Source organism: Clostridioides sp. LIBA-6622 (genome assembly GCF_056716095.1).
Genome location: NZ_CP196998.1, coordinates 2,442,161 through 2,460,935, shown reverse-complemented (window position 1 = coordinate 2,460,935; position 18,775 = coordinate 2,442,161). Strand labels below are relative to the sequence as shown.

Below are 18,775 nucleotides of genomic sequence, written 5' to 3'. Positions count from 1 at the left end.
AGTTTAAATAGGGTTGTTAATTTATAAAAATAATTTGTATGGAGATATGTTATGAAAAATTACGTTTGTATAGATGTTGGAGGTACTTCAATAAAATATGGGTTTATTAGGGAAGATGGATTTATAATTGATAAATCCAGTATGGATACTGAAGCAAAGGAAAAAGGAGGAGAAGGAATATTATCTAAAATAAAACAAATAGTAAAAAAATATATAGAAGAAAATGACATAAGTGGTATATGTATATCAACTGCAGGTATGGTTGACCCAATTGAGGGGAAGATATTATTTGCATTGGAAGAGCTAATTCCAAACTATAAAGGTATGGAATTAAAAAAAGAGATAGAAAAAGAATTTAATATAAAATGTGAAGTTGAAAATGATGTTAATTGTGCTGGACTAGGTGAGATGTGGATTGGAGCGGGAAAGGATGCAACATCTTCTATATGCTTGACAATAGGTACTGGAATTGGTGGTTGCGTTATAATAAACAATAAACTAATAAATGGATTTAGTAATAGTGCTGGTGAAGTAGGATATATGAATATAAATGGAAGTTCTTTTCAAGAATTAGCATCTACAAGCAGTCTAATTAAAAAAGTAGCAAAAGTAAAGCATTTAAATGAAAATGACTTAAATGGAAAAATAATTTTTGATTTAGCAAAGAATAATGACGAAGATTGTTTAAAAGAACTCAATAATATGATAAAATCATTAGCAGTTGGAATCGCAAATATATGTTATGTAATAAATCCAGAAGTAGTAATTTTAGGTGGTGGAATTATGGCACAAGAAGAATTTCTAAAGCCTAAAATAGACAAAGCATTAAAGGAGGTTCTTATAGAGAGAGTTTACAAAAACACTAATGTAGAATTTGCAAAGAGACAAAATGATGCAGGAATGCTTGGGGCATTATATAATTTTTTAAATAAAATATAAAGAATAGAAGGTTTTTTAATGAGTATTTTAGAACAATTGGAATCACCAGCTTTTAAAGTCACAAAATCAGATAAATTATTGATAGCTTATATAAAAGAGAATATAGAGGACGTATTTTATAAGCCAATATCACAAATAGCAAAAGAGAGTAATATTGGTGAGGCAACTATAACTAGATTTGTAAAAAAGATGAATTTTAATGGGTTACAGGATTTCAAGGTAACTTTAGCACAAGAGATATCAACTATGAACAAAAAAAACATTATAAATAAAAATATACAAAATGATGAACCAGCTTTGGACACAGCAAAGAAACTTTTAAGTTCAAATATAACTACTTTAGAGAACACTGTAGAGATAATTAATAGTACTGATGTACACAATTGTGCAAGGCTTATAATAAATGCAAAGAAAGTTTATTTTATAGGTATTGGATATTCTGGTATAATAGCTCAGGATTCAAACTATAAATTTATGAGAATAGGACTTAATTGTGTGAGCTTTGATAGTAGCCACACAATGATAATGATGTCTTCCATAATGGAAGAAGGAGATTTAATAGTAGCAATTTCACATTCTGGTGAGACTGAGGAAATTATAAAAACTGTAAAGCTTGCAAGGGATAATAATGCTAAAATTATATCAATTACTGAAAATAAAAACTCTGAATTAAAAGATATTTCAGATGTGCACTTATCTTATGTATCAGGAGAAACTGTATTGGAAACTGGTTCAATATCTTCTAAATTAGCGCAATTTTTCATTATTGATTTAGTATATACACAGGTAGTAAAAGAACTTTCTAATGAAGCTATTGAAAGAAAAATTAAAACTACAAATGCTATAAAATTGTTTAAAAATGAATAAAATAAGAAATTTGTAATGTTTTATAGAGCTTTCTTATAAATTTAGGAATGGAGAGAGATTACATGTCTAAATTAAAAGATTATAATATTGATAAAGTAGTAATTTTTAATAATTTATGTACTGAAACAAAGAATCAACTTAAGGAAAAAGCTAAACTAAAAAGATTACAAAAAAAAGAAATTTTATTTTATGAAAAAGATAGCTTGGACAGTGTTTATGTACTTTTAGATGGAAAGGTATCTATTTTTAAGATAAGTGAAAATGGTGAGAGAAAGGTAATTTTTATATTGAATAGTGGTGAAATCATAAATGATATTACATTTGACTCTAGTAAAAATTCTACTGTTGGATGCGAGGCATTTGAGAACTCGATTGTAGCTTATTACAGTATAGAAGAATTCTTAGAAATTATGCAAAGAGATTTTCAACTTACAAAAGATATTATTTCTTATATGGAAAGAAGAATCAGACGTCTATACAGACAGTTAAAAAATTCTATATCTATAAAAATAGATAAAAAGCTTGCAGCAAAACTGTATAGATTAAGTAAAGAATTTGGAATCTGTTGTGGTGAATGGACTTTACTAAATGTAAATATTACAGTTACATATTTAGCTGATATGCTTGGATGTAAAAGAGAGACTGTTTCCAGAATGATAAAAGTATTGCAAAAAGAAGAACTTATAAAGATTGATAATAAAGGTTTTTATGTTAAAGAAATTGAACTATCAAAATATTTTAAAAACAATTAATTGTAACTAAATAAAGATATTATTAAGAGAATCTATTTATAGATTCTTTTTTATTGTGTAATTTGCCAATATTTGTATTAAGTTTATTGAAACAGCTGAACTCTGATAGTATAATTAGTTTAACAATAAAAAGTGAGTATACAGATGTTAACGCAGTTTCTATATGTAGAAAAGGATGTATTAAAATGAAAAATAAAAAATTCATAGGCTATGCTTTTGGCTTTATTTTTATATGTACGTTTGTGATGATTTCGCTTTGGGATTTCACCTGTAATGTTAATTCATTGGTGGAAAAAAATAAAAAAATGCATTTAGAAGAGTTATCATTGCAAAGTTCAAATGCTATAAATATCAAACTTAATTCATTAATTCGATTTATAAATAGCATTTCTAAAACTATTTCAGACTCAGATAGTATGAGGAGAGAAGATTTAATAAAAGTATTAAATGATGTATCAAAAGAATCTAATTTTGAAAAAATTTATATTGCATATCCAGATGGCACAGTTTATAAAGATAATAAAAAAATAGACAATATATCACAACAGAGTTATTTTAAGAAAGCAATGAAAGGTGAGAGTAATATTTCTGAAATTATAAACTCCCCTGTAAATAACGAAAATAGTTTTATGGTAGCATCTCCAATATATAAGAATGATGAAATAATAGGAGTATTGTATGGTTCTTATTATACAAGTAGATTAAGTGAATTTATAGATGGAAATAGTTTTAATGGAGAAGGACATACATATGTTTTTGAAAAGTCAGGAAAACTTATCTTAAAATCTGCTCAAAGAAAAGCTAATGATGACATAGATAATATTAGTGATTTTTTCAATTCAATTTCTCTTGGAGAAGATTATAATTATAAGAAATTTAGTGAAGATATATCAGAGAAGAAAAGTGGATTCATCGAATATAAGTTTAATGGAAAAGATAAATATGCTACATACGCTCAAGTTGGTACAAATAATTGGTATATGTTATCTTTTATTCCAAAATCTTTAGTAGTTAAAGATATTTCAGAAATAAACAAACTTGCAATTATATTAACACTTAAAAATTTTATAGCACTTTTAGTTTTGATTTTGATTGCATTTTATAAGGAAAAAAAATCAAAAGATAGAATTGTGAAGGCTAATTTAGAAATATCTTCACTTACTAATAATATACCTGGAGGAGTCTTTAAATGTACAATAGGGGCAAAATATGAATTTGTATTTTTAAGTGATGGTTTTATAGACCTTTTTGAGTATAATAGAGAAGAGATAAAATCCATATTTGACAATAATTTTTATGATGTAATTTATAAAGGTGATATAGATAGAGTAAAGAAAGAGTTTGAGTTTCAACTGCTGAAGTCAAAAGTAGTTGAAGTAGAATATAGAATGATTACTAAGAATGGAAATTTTGTGTGGGTTGTAAATAAGTGTGAACTTATAAAGGATTCTGATGGAAAAGAGTATTTTTATTGTGTATTAGTTGATATAACTGATTTAAAAAGAACAGAAGAAGAATTAAAAATTAATGAAGAAAGGCTGAGGATTGCTTTATTTAAGACTTCTAATATAGTGTTTGATTATGATGTTAAAACAAAGTCTATACATAATTTTAGTGATGTTTCTTCAATATATGGATTAACGAATAATGTTAAAAATTCAATAGAATATTTTGTGAATTCAGAGATAATACATAATGACTTTATTGATATATTTATAGAATCTTTTAATAAAATCGAAAAAGGTGAAGAAAGTGTAGTATCTGTGATAAAAATAAAACAAGTTAGTGGCGAATACATATGGAATAGAATGACTTTAACTAATATATTTAGTGAAACAAATATGTCAATTAAAGCAATAGGATTATTGGAAGATATAAATGAGCAGAAAAGAGTTGAAATGCAGTATAATCAAGAAGAGCAGTACCGAAAAGCTATGTTATCTGAAGCAATTGCAATATATGAAGTTAATTTTTCTCAAAATAAAATTATATCAAGTAATATAAATTCTAATAATAATCTAAATTTAAAGATTGATGGTAATTATTCTGATGTAATGAAGAGCATTGCTGATGATATGATATTTATTGCAGATAAGGAAAATTTTAAAAATATATTTTACTCTGAAAATGTTCTGGATTCATATGGTAAAGGAGTAAATGAATTAAAATTGGAATATCGCAGGCATGACGATAATGGGAAGGTTTTGTGGGAGCTTTGTACAATGCATTTATTTGAAGAACCTCAATCTAATCAACTTAAGGGGTTTGCATATATTAAAGATATAGACAAACAGAAAAAAGATGAGATAGAGCTTAAATTTAAAGCTGAACGTGATATATTAACAGGCATTTATAATAAAGGTACGACAGAAATTTTAATAAAGAGATTTATTAACTTAGAAAGTACAAAAGGAAGTAGCTATGCATTTTTTATTATTGATTTAGATGATTTTAAATCCATTAATGACAGTCTAGGGCATGTTTTTGGTGATAAAGTTTTGGTTGAAGTTTCAACAAAATTAAATTCTATTTTTAGGGAAGATGATATAATTGGGCGTATTGGTGGAGACGAGTTTGTAGTTTTTATGAAAAATATAAAAGATATAAAGCATATTGAAAATAAAGCAATTGAGCTATGTAATGCATTTAGAAATTATTATACTGGAGAAAATAAGTCTTATAAAGTTTCTTGTAGTATAGGAATATCTGTTATGCCAAATCATGGAATAACCTTTATTGAGTTATATAAAAAAGCAGATAAAGCTCTTTATTATTCAAAAAATCAAGGAAAGGACAGATTTATTATATTTAATGATTCTATTTAAATTCTCAAATATAAAATGATTGTTTGTAAACTTTAATTAAACATTGTATAAAATTAAATAAAAATAAATTAATTGTCTTCATATGATTTAGTCATAAAAGGAGTGGTACTATGAAGAAAAAATATAGATTTGTTATTATTTTAGTTATTTTTTTACTTTTTTTAAATACATCATTGATTTTGGCTGATTCTAATAAAGAAAAAGTGAGAGTTGGATATTGGCCTAGTTATGGGATTTCTGTTACAAAGGATGGTGATTTGTATGGTTATACCTATGATTATCTTAATGCAATAGCTAAAATAAATAACTGGGATTTAGAATATATATCTTGTGGATGGAGCCAAGGGCTAAAAATGCTCAAAGAGGGAAAAATTGATATCTTTGGAGCATTGCAAAAAAGTGAAGAGCGTGAAGAATATTATGATTATACGGATTTAAACTTTGGATATGAATATGGAGCATTATATGTAAATGAGAAAAACGATAGCATATCATATAATAATTTAAAAGAAATTGATGGAAAAGTGGTAGGAACTGTATCAGATAATCATTTTAAGAGTGTATTTGATGAATACTGTAAAAAAAATAAAATATCTGTAAAATATAAATACATTGAAAGCTCAAAAGAGCTTCAAAAAGAACTTGAAAAAGGAACTATTGATATGTTACTTACAGGTAGTATTAGAGATATGCCAAATACAAAGGTAGCTCTACGATTTTCATCAGAACCTATATACTATGCAACGACTAAAGGGAATAAGAAAATACTAAATGGTCTAAATCAAGCATTAAAAGAGATAAAGCGAGAAGATATATATTATGATGGTAATTTGTTTAATAAACATTATAAAGATACATCAATAGCATCAGAAGGATTTTCTTTAGAAGAGAAAGAGTATATAAAGAAACATCATACAGTAAAAGTTGTGTCTGGTACAGATACATCACCATTATCTTTTTATGATAAAAATACGAATTCTTATAAAGGAATATCAATAGATATATTAAAATCAATTTCTAAGAACTCAGGTTTAAAATTTGAATATATAGAAGTAGAAAATTTTTCAGAAGGTCTAAAAATGGTTGAAAATGGTGAGATAGATATATGTGCAAATATGTTTATGTCACGGAGCACTGAGTTAGAACACAATATTATGTTTACTGATGGATATCTTGAAACTACTATGTTAGGTATAGCAAAAAGAACTATTAGAATGGATGAAAAAACTAAGGTAGCAATGATAAAATGGACAGGGATAGAGTCATTTGTAAAAGAATACTATCCAAATCAAGAGGTTATTTTTTATCCAAATGCTAACAAATGTATAGAAGCAATAAAAAAAGGAGAATGTGATATATTTATTGGAAGTAATTATATATTAAATAATATAATTAATACTGAAGAATTTGATGGTCTCATGTTTATGCCTATTGAAAATCAAGTTGTTGATATTGGTATAGGTGTTTCTGGAAAAACAAACTCCACATTATTGTCAATACTTAATAAGTCGATTAGTAGAGTCACAGAAGAGGAAGTCGCAATTGCAGTTACAGGTAGTACAAAATATCTAGAACATGAAGTTACAATGTTAGATTTTATACAACATAATATGATAGTATTTATTTTAATGATAGCATTTATTGTATTCATAATTTCCGCAATATTTATTTTTAATTATAAGAGACAGGTAGAAAGATTAGAAAATGTAGCTTATATCGATGAAGTGACAGGCATAAGAAGTTTATTGAAGTTTAAAATCGATGCTAATAAGCTTTTTGAAAAATATGGAGTAGATAAATTTGTTATATATTATATTAATATAGACAAATTTAAGTATATAAATGACATGTTTGGTTTTGAATTTGGGGATAATATTTTAAATTACATAGCAAGACAAATAGGAAAGAGTCTTTCTAAAGATGAGATATATGCAAGGCTATCAGACGATAGATTTATTGTAATGACAAAAACAAATACTATAGAAAATCTAAGAAAAAGAGCAATGGATTTTTTTGAAACGTTCAATAATGATAAAGAAAATACATTCAAAATAGATATAATACTTAAGTGCGGTGCATATATAATTGATAAAGATGATGTAAATATTGACGTAATGATTGACCGAGCTAAGATAGCTTGTCAAACAATAGAAACTAATTATAAAAGTAAGGTAGCATTTTATGATGATAAAATAAGGCTTTCTATATTGCATGAGAAAGAAATTGAAAATAATATGGATAATGCACTTTTGAATGAGGAGTTTGTAATTTACTTACAACCTAAATTTAATCTAGCAACAGGTAAAATTATAGGTGCAGAAGCTCTTGTTCGTTGGATGCATCCTACTAAAGGAATTATTCCTCCTAGTGATTTTATTCCTTTATTTGAAAAAAATGGTTTTATAGAAAAACTTGACTTATATGTTTGGGACAAGGTATTTAATGTAATATCAAGATGGTTAGAAAATGGATTAGAAGTACTACCAATTTCTATAAATGTATCAAGAATACATCTAAGTAATAGAAATATAGTAGCTAGTTTAACTTCTTTAATAAAGAAGTATAATGTACCAACATATCTTATTGAACTTGAGTTGACTGAAAGTTTATTTTTATCAAATATAAGTGTTCTCTTAGATATACTAAATGATTTGCATGATATTGGATTTATTGTATCTATGGATGATTTTGGAAGTGGATACTCTTCTCTTAGTCTTTTAAAAAAATTATCAATTGACGTATTAAAGATTGATAGAGAATTTTTAAATGAGACTATTACATCTACACGTGGAGAAAAAATTATAAAGAATACAATTAAGTTAGGGAAAGATTTAGATATGATAATTGTAGCTGAAGGAATAGAAACTGAAAGTCAACTAAACTTATTAAAAGATGCAGATTGTGATATTGGACAAGGATATTACTTTGCAAAGCCTATGGATATAGAATCTTTTGAAAAACTTGTATTTAAGTGATGAGATTTTTAATTGAATAATATAGATATTATAAAAATATTAATAGAGTTTAATAAACTCTATTAATATTTTTTTTATTATTTTTAAAACTGTGATAATTATCACAGAAGTATAGAAAATAAAGTGTTAAGATTTAAACAAGATAACAAGTAAGTAAATTTAAAATATAAGAAAGGTGATAAAAATGAAATTAAAATTAGATTCATCTAAATTCAATGAAGGTCTTAAGCATCTAAAAAAAGATTACAAGATATTTGCACCAGTTTTAATACCATTTAAAGGTACTTTTTCAGATACTGATACAATAAGATACAAAGAGGTAAACGATTTCGAAGAAATGGAGTTTGCTCAAAAGGCAAATTTTTCACCAAAAGAAGTAGTGCTCCCTATAAATCAAGTTTTATTTTATTTTACTGAAAAAGAGTTTAAGGAAAGCGATTTAGACGATAAGAAAATTTTAATTTTCTTAAGAGCTTGTGACATAAATGGGATAAAGAGACTTGATGAAATATATTTAAATAATGGAGAAGAGAAAGATTATTTTTATAAAAACATTAGAGAAAAAGTAAAGTTTGCACTTGTAGGATGTAAAGAAAGCTTTAGAAATTGTTTTTGTGTAAGTATGGATTCTAATAAAACTGATAATTATTCAATTGGACTAAATATAGAAGGAGACACTCTATATTTAGATGTAAAAGATAGTGAATTTGAAGTATTTAATGGAGAACCTGTTGAATTTAATGTTAATTATGTAACTGAAAATCTAATTTCTGTAGATGTACCAGAGAATATTGATTCAAGTGAAATGATAGGAAATTCAATATGGGATGAATATGATACAAGATGTATTGGATGTGGTAGATGTAATTTTGTATGTCCAACATGTTCATGTTTCACAATGCAGGATATTTTTTATAAGGAAAATGAGAATGTAGGTGAAAGAAGACGAGTTTGGGCTTCATGCCAAGTGGATGGATATACAGATATAGCAGGTGGAAATTCTTTTAGAAAAAAACAAGGTGAAAGAATGAGATTTAAAGCTATGCATAAAGTTAATGATTTCAAAAAAAGATTTGGATATCATATGTGTGTTGGGTGTGGAAGATGTGATGATGCCTGTCCACAATACATATCATTTTCAAAATGTATAGAAAAAATAAATGATTTAGTAACTAGTAAGGAGGAGATATAAATGAATTCATATATACCAGTAAGTGCAAAAATACTAGATATAATTAAACACACTGATAAAGAATGGACTTTTAGAGTAAATTGTGATACAAAAGGTGTCTTGCCTGGAAAATTCTATGAGATATCTATACCTAAATATGGTGAAAGTCCAATATCAGTATCAGGGTATGGAGAAGATTATATTGATTTCACAATAAGAAATGTAGGGAAAGTTACTAGTGAGTTATTTAATTATAAAGAAGGGGATTCTTTTTTTATAAGAGGGCCTTATGGAAATGGATTTGATGTATCTCTTTATGAAGGAAGGGAAATTGTAGTAGTAGCAGGAGGAAGTGCCTTAGCTCCTGTAAGAGGAATAGTTGAACATTTTTATAACAATAAAGAAAAATGTGAAAAATTTAAGTTAATAGTAGGATTTAAATCACCAAAAGATGTTTTATTTGCAGAAGATTTAAAAAGATGGAGTGAAAAACTTGATATCTTAGTTACTGTAGATGGAGCAGATGAAGAGTATAGTGGAAACGTAGGATTAGTAACAAAATACATACCAGAATTGGATATAAAAGATATAAATAATACTTCTGCAATTGTAGTTGGACCTCCAATGATGATGAAATTTACAGTAGGAGAATTCCTGAAAAGAGATTTAGATGAAAAAAATATTTGGGTTTCTTATGAAAGAAAAATGTGTTGTGGAATAGGTAAATGTGGACACTGTAAGATGGATGATACTTATATATGCTTAGATGGACCAGTATTTGATTATTCATATGCTAAAAATCTTATTGATTAGGGGGGCGGAATTTGTGATAAGAGATTTAAATACTAAAAAGGTAATGAAAAATGCTTATAGAATTACAAAAACAAAATATAAAACTTCTTTAAGAGTTAGAGTACCAGGTGGTCTTATTGACCCTGAGAGTTTAACTATAGTTTCTAAAATTGCAAGTGAATATGGTAATGGTCAGATACACATAACTACAAGACAGGGATTTGAAATATTAGGTATAGATATGGAAGATATGGAAGCGATAAATAAAATTATACAACCTGTAATTGAAAAAATGAATATAAATCAAAATGAGAAAAATGCAGGGTATCCAGCAGCAGGCACAAGAAATATAGCAGCATGTATAGGAAATAAGGTCTGTCCAAAAGCACAGTATAATACAACTGAATTTGCTAAAAGAATAGAAAAAGCAATATTTCCAAATGATTTACATTTTAAAGTAGCTTTAACTGGATGTCCAAATGATTGTATAAAAGCTAGAATGAATGATTTTGGAATTATTGGCATGGCTTTACCAGTATATGAAAAAGATAGATGTGTAAATTGTGGAGCTTGTGTAAAAAAATGTTCTAAAATATCTGTTGGAGCATTAAAAACAGAGAATAATAAAGTTGTAAGAGATGGAGATAAATGTATAGGATGTGGAGAATGTGTGCTTAATTGTCCAACAAATGCATGGACTAGAGATGAAAAAAAATACTATCGATTAGCCATAATGGGTAGAACAGGAAAGAGAAATCCTAGACTAGCAGAAGATTTTCTTTTGTGGGCAGATGAAGATAGCATAATAAAGATAATACTTAATACTTATAAATATGTAGAAAAGTATATAGACAAAGATGCACCAGGAGGAAAAGAGCATATAGGATATATAATTGATAGAACCGGATTTATGGAGTTTAAAAAATGGGCACTTGAAGGTGTTCAACTTCCAGAAATAACTAAAATATATGAAAATATATACTGGAGTGGAGTTAAATATTTATAAGTAAAGTATATATTTGAATAAATTAAAAAATTCGATAGAAGGAAGAGGGAAATATGCATAAGGAGACTTTAGATAAATTAACTAATGCAGCTATAAATAAAATAAATTTATTAAATAAGAGTAAAGTAAAATATTTGGTATCTTCTGCGTTTGCAGGCCTTTATGTAGGGATAGGTATACTTTTGATATTTACTATTGGGGGACTTTTAACTGATGCAGGTTCACCTATGACTAAGATAGTAATGGGATTATCATTTGCAATAGCACTTAGCTTGGTCGTAATGACAGGAACAGAACTATTTACTGGTAATAATATGGTTATGTCTGCTGGCATGTTAAATAAAGGTGTAAGTATAAAAGATACTTTGAAGATATGGATATACAGTTGGGTGGGAAATTTAATTGGAGCTTTGATTTTAGGTCTTATATTTGTAGGAACTGGTTTAGTAGACAAAGGGCCTGTGGCTGAATTTTTTGCAAATACAGCAGCAAGTAAAGCTTCGATGCCATTTATGGCTCTTTTCTTTAGAGGGATTTTATGTAATATCCTAGTATGTGTATCAGTGTTATGTTCATTTAGAACTAATAGTGATAGTGCGAAAATAATTATGATATTCTTATGTTTATTTGCTTTTATAACATCAGGTTTTGAGCATAGTGTAGCAAATATGACAGTTTATAGTGTTTCATTATTTTCATCAGCAATAAACACAGTTAGTATTGGAGGAGCTATTTATAATTTAGTTGCTGTGACACTTGGAAATATTGTTGGAGGAGCTTTCTTTATGGGGCTGGGTACTTATATATTAGGGAAAGAAAAACTTAAATAAATTTATTGTATAAACAAAATAACTCTCTTAATAAATATAATTTTAGTATTATTAAGGGAGTTATTTTTATTTTTTAAAAAAATATTTGAAAGAAAAAATATATGGGAGCATATGAACTTGTATAGCACATATACATAATAAAGTATGTAATAATATGAATTATATATATTGTTTGAATTGTAAAAGTTAGAATCCTCCCGTAAAAAAGACGATTTTGAATAAGGCAACAAATGTGATAAAATAGGTCTTGTTGAAATTTTTAGGGGGGATATAATGACAAAAAAACTGGTAATATCAAAAACAAAAATGTTTATTTTTATAATAGCATTTATTTCTATATTTATATATTTATTTGGAAGTAAGAATACACTAATAGGTGTAGGTATAGTAACTGCTATGTTGACACTATTAGAAAGAGATTTAACTATTTCTCCAATTAAAAATTTACTGAAATATTTAGCAATAAATATAATTTTAGGAGTATTATCATTTTTCGCAGTACAAAATATGTATTTAGGAATTTTATTAAATTTTATAGCATTATTTATAATAGGATATATATTTAGTTATGACCTAAAAAGAGCAGTATATGTACCTTTTGGTCTAATGTACATATTTATGGTAAGTATACCTGTAGGAATAAATGAATTTCCTATGAGATTATCGGCTTTAGCTATTGGTGCAGTTACAATAATGATTGCCCAGTTTGTTATGAACAGAAATAGGATGAAAAATGTGGGTGATAAAGAACTAATATCTATATGTGATGAATTGTTAGAAAAAATTGGTCTTTTAAAAAATATTATTAATGATGATAATTCTATAAATAAACCTAATATTAGAAAAATAGATAGTTGTAATTATAGAATAAACTCTATATCCAAAAGCCTTAAAATGGTTATTTTTGATAATAGAAAAGATGACTTTTATATCAGTATTAAAGGAATAGACATAATAAATATTTTATTTTCATTAGAAAGAATAAATTTAATACTGGACAGATATAAAAAAGACAGTAAAGAGTTTGAGGATGAAGATATAAAAAATATTGTAGAGGAAAGTAGCATTAATAGTAAAGCTGATGTATTAGCTGTAGGGTTTAAAGAAGTAAACTATATCAAGATGTGCTTAGAAAATAAAGATAAGATAACTGATAAAGAGATATTAGGATTTAGAGATTATGTTATTGCTCAAGATACTAAAAATATAAATTTAAAAGAAATTTATAGTGTGTTAGAAAATTTATATGAATTTTTAGTGGATTATAAAAAGGTGAAAACAAGAGATGAAAAAAAGGCTGAAAGAAAATCAAAGATACCTAAAGAATTTAAACGACTATCGATATATAAGAAAAACTTTAATTTAAATTCTATAAGATTTTCTTATGCAGTAAAGATTGCTTTAGCTACAGCTATAGCTGGATTTATTATGGATTATTTCCACTTGAGAGATGGAAGATGGATAATGTTAACTGTATTCTCATTAACACAACCATATGCAGAAAATTGTATTCAAAGGTCTAGAAAAAGAATAGAAGGTACACTTGTGGGAGCTATAATATTTATTGTGTCATTTTCAATAATAAAAGATAGTACTTTAAGGTCATTAATAGTTCTCTTAGCAGGATATATAAACTCTTATGTAGTTGATTACAGAAAATTAATGATGTGTGTAACTGTCTCAGCTCTTGGTTCAGCAGTAGTTATGGGAGACCCAAATGTTTTAACTATAAGCAGAATTTCATATGTGGCGTTAGGAGCCATTATTGCATTAATAGTAAATAAGTTTATATTACCATATGATGCTAAAACAGGTTATCAACATGTTATAGATATGTATAAAGGCATAGTTAAAAATATAATTGATGAAGTCAATAATTCTATAGAAAATGTGACTGATGCTTACTATATAAAGAATTTATTATTGGTACCATCACTTATTGAAGATAGACTTATGTTGATAAATGCTATATATAAAGATAAACATCAAGAAGATTTTTTGGAAAATCAGAAATTACTAATAAGTAATATGTATAATTTATATATAAATATTAACAAAAATAAAATTAAAGATGAAGATATAGAAAAAATATTGAGAGATACTAATTATATTTCAAATTACAATGCAGACAAATACGATGAAGGTAGAATGATAATTTTAGAAAGTATCAAAAATTCCAAGAATATAGGTGACAAGATAATTTGTCTAAATTTGTTACAGACTTTAAATGGTGTCAAAGAAATGTATAGAATAAGTGATATCACTAGAGTTTCAATAGAAGAGGTAGCATAGATATTTGATTTAATTAGACCAAAGAATAGTCATATATTTGTAATAAATTATATGACTATTTCTTTTATAGAGGATTAAAAAAAGGGTCTATAGAAAACGAAAAACATATATTTATGAATTTTGTATGAAAATAGTTAAAATATTGATTTTTTTCATTGGTTGAAAAAACAATTTACTTAGGATAAACTATAATAGTATTCAAATATTATGGGGGTTAGATTTATGAGTAAAGATGTAAAGGTAAAGCGTGATAAGAAATATGATACATTTAGTATAACTATGGAACTTGAGAGACCTTTACTTTATGATGAGGTTGAAAACAAAGATGATAAAAATAATAAGAAGAATAAAAAATTTAATATAAAGAATAAAATATTTAAGGGAATAGGTATACTATTTGTATTGATTTTACTTGGTTTTTTCATATGGATAAATAAAACATATGAACCTCAAAAACTAGCAAAAGAAGCTTTGGTTAGTAATAGCAAAGTAGAGGTAACTGTAAATGGAAACATTTCATTTACACCAAAAGGAAGAAAAGTTTCTAAGGGTTTTATTTTATATCCAGGAGCTAAGGTAGAAATAGAATCCTATGCGCCACTTGCTAGAAAAATAGCAGAAAGTGGATATGAGGTAGTAATTGTAAAGATGCCACTTAACATAGCATTACTTGGAACCAACAAAGCTCAGAAAGTTATGGATTCTTACAACAATATAGAGCATTGGGTAATAGGAGGCCATTCGTTAGGAGGAGTTGCAGCAGCAAATTTTGCACGTGATAATAAATTAATCGATGGAGTTGTATTTCTATCTTCTTATCCAATGGGTGATGAGCTGAAACAGCTAGGCAAAAAAGTTATATCTATATGGGGAAGTAAAGATGGTGTAGTCAATTTTAAAAGTCTTGTAGAATCAAAACAAAAACTTCCTGATGATACAACTTATGTTGAAATTGAAGGTGGAAATCATGCACAATTTGGAGATTATGGAAAACAAAAAGGAGATAACGATGCTATTATAAGTCAAGAAAAGCAACTTAATATTACTGCTAATAGTATTATTAAATTTTTAAAGAATATATCTTAAATTAAAATTTAAAGTCTATAATTATATAAAGTATTATTTTAATTAAATATTAATAATATAATAGAATGAAGATTCGATTACAAGGGGGATTTTAATATGGAATATGATATGCCGCTATATAGACCACCAAGTGAGGCTTATAGTCTTATAATACAAGTCACACTAGGATGTTCTCACAACAAATGTACATTTTGTAGTATGTACAAATCAAAAAAATTTAAAATAAAGCCATTAGAAGTAATAAAAAATGAAGTTGATATATTTAGAAGACATTATAGACATGTAGAAAGAATATTTTTAGCAGATGGAGATGCATTGATAATACCAATGGAAAAATTAAGAGATATTATATTATATATAAAAGAAGTTTTTCCAGAATGTGAAAGAATTACTTTATATGGTTCTCCTAAGTCTATAGAGAAAAAATCTGATGATGAACTTAAAGAGTTAAGAGGTCTTGGTGTTAAGATGATTTATTTAGGGCTTGAAAGTGGAAATGATGATGTATTAGAAGATATTAAAAAAGGATTCAATAGTGAACAATTGATAAAAGTTGGTAGAAAAGTTAAAAAAAGTGGTATCAAATTATCATCTACAGTAATAGCAGGTATTGGAGGAACTAAAAAAACACATCAGCATGCAGTGGATACTGGAAAAATGTTAGGAGCAATTTCTCCAGACTACGTTGGTGTACTTAGTTTAATGGTAGAACCTAATACTGAACTTTATGATTCACTTCAGGCAGGGGAGTTTACAATCTTAGAAGATAAAGCTGTATTACAAGAAATTAAAGAGATGATAAAAAATATAGATGCCAGTGAAAAAATTGTATTTAGAAGTAATCACGCATCAAATTATGTTAACTTAAAGGGTATATTACCTGATGATAAGCAACGTTTAATTGATGAGATTGACTACTCTCTAAGTAACCAAAACCTAAAAAGAGAAGAATATAGAAGATTGTAGTTTTTACTTAGCAATACATATTGATTGATAAGTAAAATGCTAAATTTATTTAGAATAAAAAAATCATGCTACATTAATAGTCATTTGCTATTAATGTAGCATGATTTTTTTGTGAAAAGATAGAATTACAATTCATAGAAAAAATCTATTAATAATGACTAAAATATGCACTAGTTTAATAGATTGCCTCGCATTATAATAAATACATAAATTTAATTTATAAAAATTACAAATATAAAATGTATGGAGGAATAGGAATGAAAAAATATCAAAATATATTTGAGTCATTAACTATAAAAAGGATGAATGTAAAAAATAGAATAGTTATGCCACCAATGGGAACAAACTTTGGTGGTGAAAGTGGAGAATTTAAAGATGAACATATAAAATATTATGAACAACGAGCAAAAGGAGGAACAGGGCTTATAATAGTAGAAAATGCTTGTGTAGATTTTCCTTTAGGTTCTAATGGAACAACACAGATAAGAATAGACCATGATAGATATATACCTGCTTTATACAAGTTAACAGAGACCTTACATAAGTATGATACATGTGTAGCAATACAAATTAATCATTCAGGAGCTTCTGCTATTCCAGATAGGATAGATGGTTTAGTTCCAGTATCTTCTTCAAATGTACCTTCAAAAAAAGGGGGAACAATTCCTAGAGAACTAGATGTAGAAGAAATCTTAAATATTGCAAAAAAATATGGAGAGGCAGCTAAGAGAGCTCAAATAGCAGGATTTGATGCAGTTGAGATACATGCAGGTCATTCATACTTAATAAGTCAATTTTTATCTCCAATTTATAATAAGCGAACTGATGAATTTGGTGGAAATATTGAAAATAGGAGTAGATTTGCAAAACTAGTAATTGATAGAGTCAGAGAAGAGGTAGGTCCATTATTTCCAATATCTCTAAGGATAAGTGCTGATGAATTTATAGAAGAAGGAAATACTTTGGATGATACTCTAAAACTTCTAGAATATTTAGATGAAGAAGTGGATATGTACAATGTATCAGTAGCATTAAATGACTCTATACAGTTTCAAATAGATAAGATGACGCTAGAAGATGGATGGCGTTCGTACATATCTAAAGCAGTTAAAGAAAAGTTTGGTAGACCAACCATAGTAACAGGAAATATAAGAAATCCAGAAATAGCATCAAAAATACTTGAAAATGCTGAAGCAGATTTTATAGGTATTGGTAGAGGTCTCATAGCTGATTCTAATTGGGTTGAAAAAGTACAAAATGGTAAAGAGGATTCAATAAGAAAATGTATTTCATGTAATATAGGATGTGCAGGAAATAGGATTGGCTCAAATAGACCTATTAGATGTACAGTAAATCCAGATTTAATAAATGGAGAAGAATATAAGCAAAGGAAGGTAAACAAAAAAACAAATGTAGTTGTTATAGGAGGCGGAACTGCTGGTCTTGAAGCGGCAGCCACAGCGGCCGAAGTAGGATGTAATGTATTTCTATTAGAAGAAAAAGAAGAGATAGGTGGGCTTGCTAAAGAAATATCCACTTTTCCAGATAAAAAGAGAATATATGACTTTCCAAAGTACTTGATACAAAGAGTTAATAAATTAAAAAATTTAATTATATTTAGAAATACAAAAGCTGATATTAGATTTTTGGAAAATTTAAAACCAGACATAATAGTAAATGCTACGGGCTCAAGAGCATTGATTCCTCCAATAACTGGCTTATTAGATAAAATAGACAGAGAAGGAGAAAATGTAAGTTCAATATTCAAACTATTTGATGATATAGAATCTTTTAAAATGAAAGATTTGAAAGATAAGAAAGTAGTTGTTGTTGGAGGAGGTGCTGTTGGGTTAGATGTTGTAGAATTCTTTTCAGAAAATAAGGCCAAAACTTGTATAGTTGAGATGTTGCCAGTAGTAGGTAGAGATTTGGACCCTATAACGAAGGTGACAATGAATAAAATGTTAAAAGATTATAATGTTGATGTATATACAAATACACGATTATTAGAAGTTGGGAAAGATACTTTCAAAGTAAAGAAAGATGAAGAAGAATTTTTACTAGATTTTGATTATGGATTTATATGCTTGGGGATGAGTCCTAATAAACCAATTTTAAATGATTTAAAGGAATATTTTGAACCAAGAAATGTGGAAATTCTAAACATAGGAGATAGTAAAATTGCTAGAAGAATAATAGATGGAGTTAGAGAAGGAAGAAATATAATAACAATCTTGGAAAAATTAAATCTTTTATAGGTAATAAAAAGTAAAG

General features: G+C 27.1%; 13 protein-coding genes. All 13 read left to right on the top strand.

Annotated features, from left to right (window positions below; all coding sequences use genetic code 11):
- Positions 1 to 51: 51 nt before the first annotated feature.
- The 13 genes from ACTG47_RS11785 to ACTG47_RS11725 all read left to right on the top strand — a co-directional run bounded on the left by ACTG47_RS11785 (position 52) and on the right by ACTG47_RS11725 (position 18,759).
- The gene (locus ACTG47_RS11785; RefSeq protein ID WP_479924688.1) at positions 52 to 939 is read left to right on the top strand and encodes an ROK family protein; all 888 of its coding nucleotides are present in this window, start codon (positions 52 to 54) and stop codon (positions 937 to 939) included.
- An 18-nt stretch (positions 940 to 957) separates the two neighbouring features.
- Complete coding sequence (locus ACTG47_RS11780) at positions 958 to 1,806, top strand: MurR/RpiR family transcriptional regulator (RefSeq protein ID WP_169465814.1); 849 nt, start codon at positions 958 to 960, stop codon at positions 1,804 to 1,806.
- 62 nt (positions 1,807 to 1,868) lie between these two features.
- Positions 1,869 to 2,558 carry a Crp/Fnr family transcriptional regulator gene (locus ACTG47_RS11775; protein WP_479924687.1) on the top strand — a complete coding sequence of 230 codons (690 nt, stop codon included), beginning with the start codon at positions 1,869 to 1,871 and terminating at the stop codon, positions 2,556 to 2,558.
- A gap of 185 nt (positions 2,559 to 2,743) precedes the next feature.
- Positions 2,744 to 5,383 (top strand): sensor domain-containing diguanylate cyclase, encoded by a 2,640-nt coding sequence (locus ACTG47_RS11770; RefSeq protein WP_479924686.1) that lies wholly within the window; start codon positions 2,744 to 2,746, stop codon positions 5,381 to 5,383.
- Between the two features lie 110 nt (positions 5,384 to 5,493).
- Positions 5,494 to 8,358: an EAL domain-containing protein gene (locus ACTG47_RS11765; RefSeq protein WP_479924685.1), complete on the top strand. Its 2,865-nt coding sequence runs from the start codon at positions 5,494 to 5,496 to the stop codon at positions 8,356 to 8,358.
- Between the two features lie 184 nt (positions 8,359 to 8,542).
- Positions 8,543 to 9,550 carry an anaerobic sulfite reductase subunit AsrA gene (gene asrA, locus ACTG47_RS11760; RefSeq protein ID WP_479924684.1) on the top strand — a complete coding sequence of 336 codons (1,008 nt, stop codon included), beginning with the start codon at positions 8,543 to 8,545 and terminating at the stop codon, positions 9,548 to 9,550.
- Positions 9,551 to 10,342, top strand: a complete 792-nt coding sequence (gene asrB, locus ACTG47_RS11755; protein ID WP_479924683.1) for an anaerobic sulfite reductase subunit AsrB — start codon at positions 9,551 to 9,553, stop codon at positions 10,340 to 10,342.
- A gap of 13 nt (positions 10,343 to 10,355) precedes the next feature.
- On the top strand, positions 10,356 to 11,327 hold the full coding sequence (gene asrC / locus ACTG47_RS11750) for a sulfite reductase subunit C (protein ID WP_479924682.1): 972 nt from the start codon (positions 10,356 to 10,358) through the stop codon (positions 11,325 to 11,327).
- A 53-nt stretch (positions 11,328 to 11,380) separates the two neighbouring features.
- On the top strand, positions 11,381 to 12,157 hold the full coding sequence (locus ACTG47_RS11745) for a formate/nitrite transporter family protein (RefSeq protein ID WP_479924681.1): 777 nt from the start codon (positions 11,381 to 11,383) through the stop codon (positions 12,155 to 12,157).
- A 273-nt stretch (positions 12,158 to 12,430) separates the two neighbouring features.
- Positions 12,431 to 14,449 (top strand): FUSC family protein, encoded by a 2,019-nt coding sequence (locus tag ACTG47_RS11740; protein WP_479924680.1) that lies wholly within the window; start codon positions 12,431 to 12,433, stop codon positions 14,447 to 14,449.
- Between the two features lie 222 nt (positions 14,450 to 14,671).
- Positions 14,672 to 15,535, top strand: a complete 864-nt coding sequence (locus tag ACTG47_RS11735; RefSeq protein WP_169465831.1) for an alpha/beta hydrolase — start codon at positions 14,672 to 14,674, stop codon at positions 15,533 to 15,535.
- 96 nt (positions 15,536 to 15,631) lie between these two features.
- Positions 15,632 to 16,501 (top strand): radical SAM protein, encoded by an 870-nt coding sequence (locus ACTG47_RS11730; RefSeq protein WP_169465833.1) that lies wholly within the window; start codon positions 15,632 to 15,634, stop codon positions 16,499 to 16,501.
- A 257-nt stretch (positions 16,502 to 16,758) separates the two neighbouring features.
- Complete coding sequence (locus ACTG47_RS11725) at positions 16,759 to 18,759, top strand: oxidoreductase (protein ID WP_479924679.1); 2,001 nt, start codon at positions 16,759 to 16,761, stop codon at positions 18,757 to 18,759.
- Positions 18,760 to 18,775: the final 16 nt, after the last annotated feature.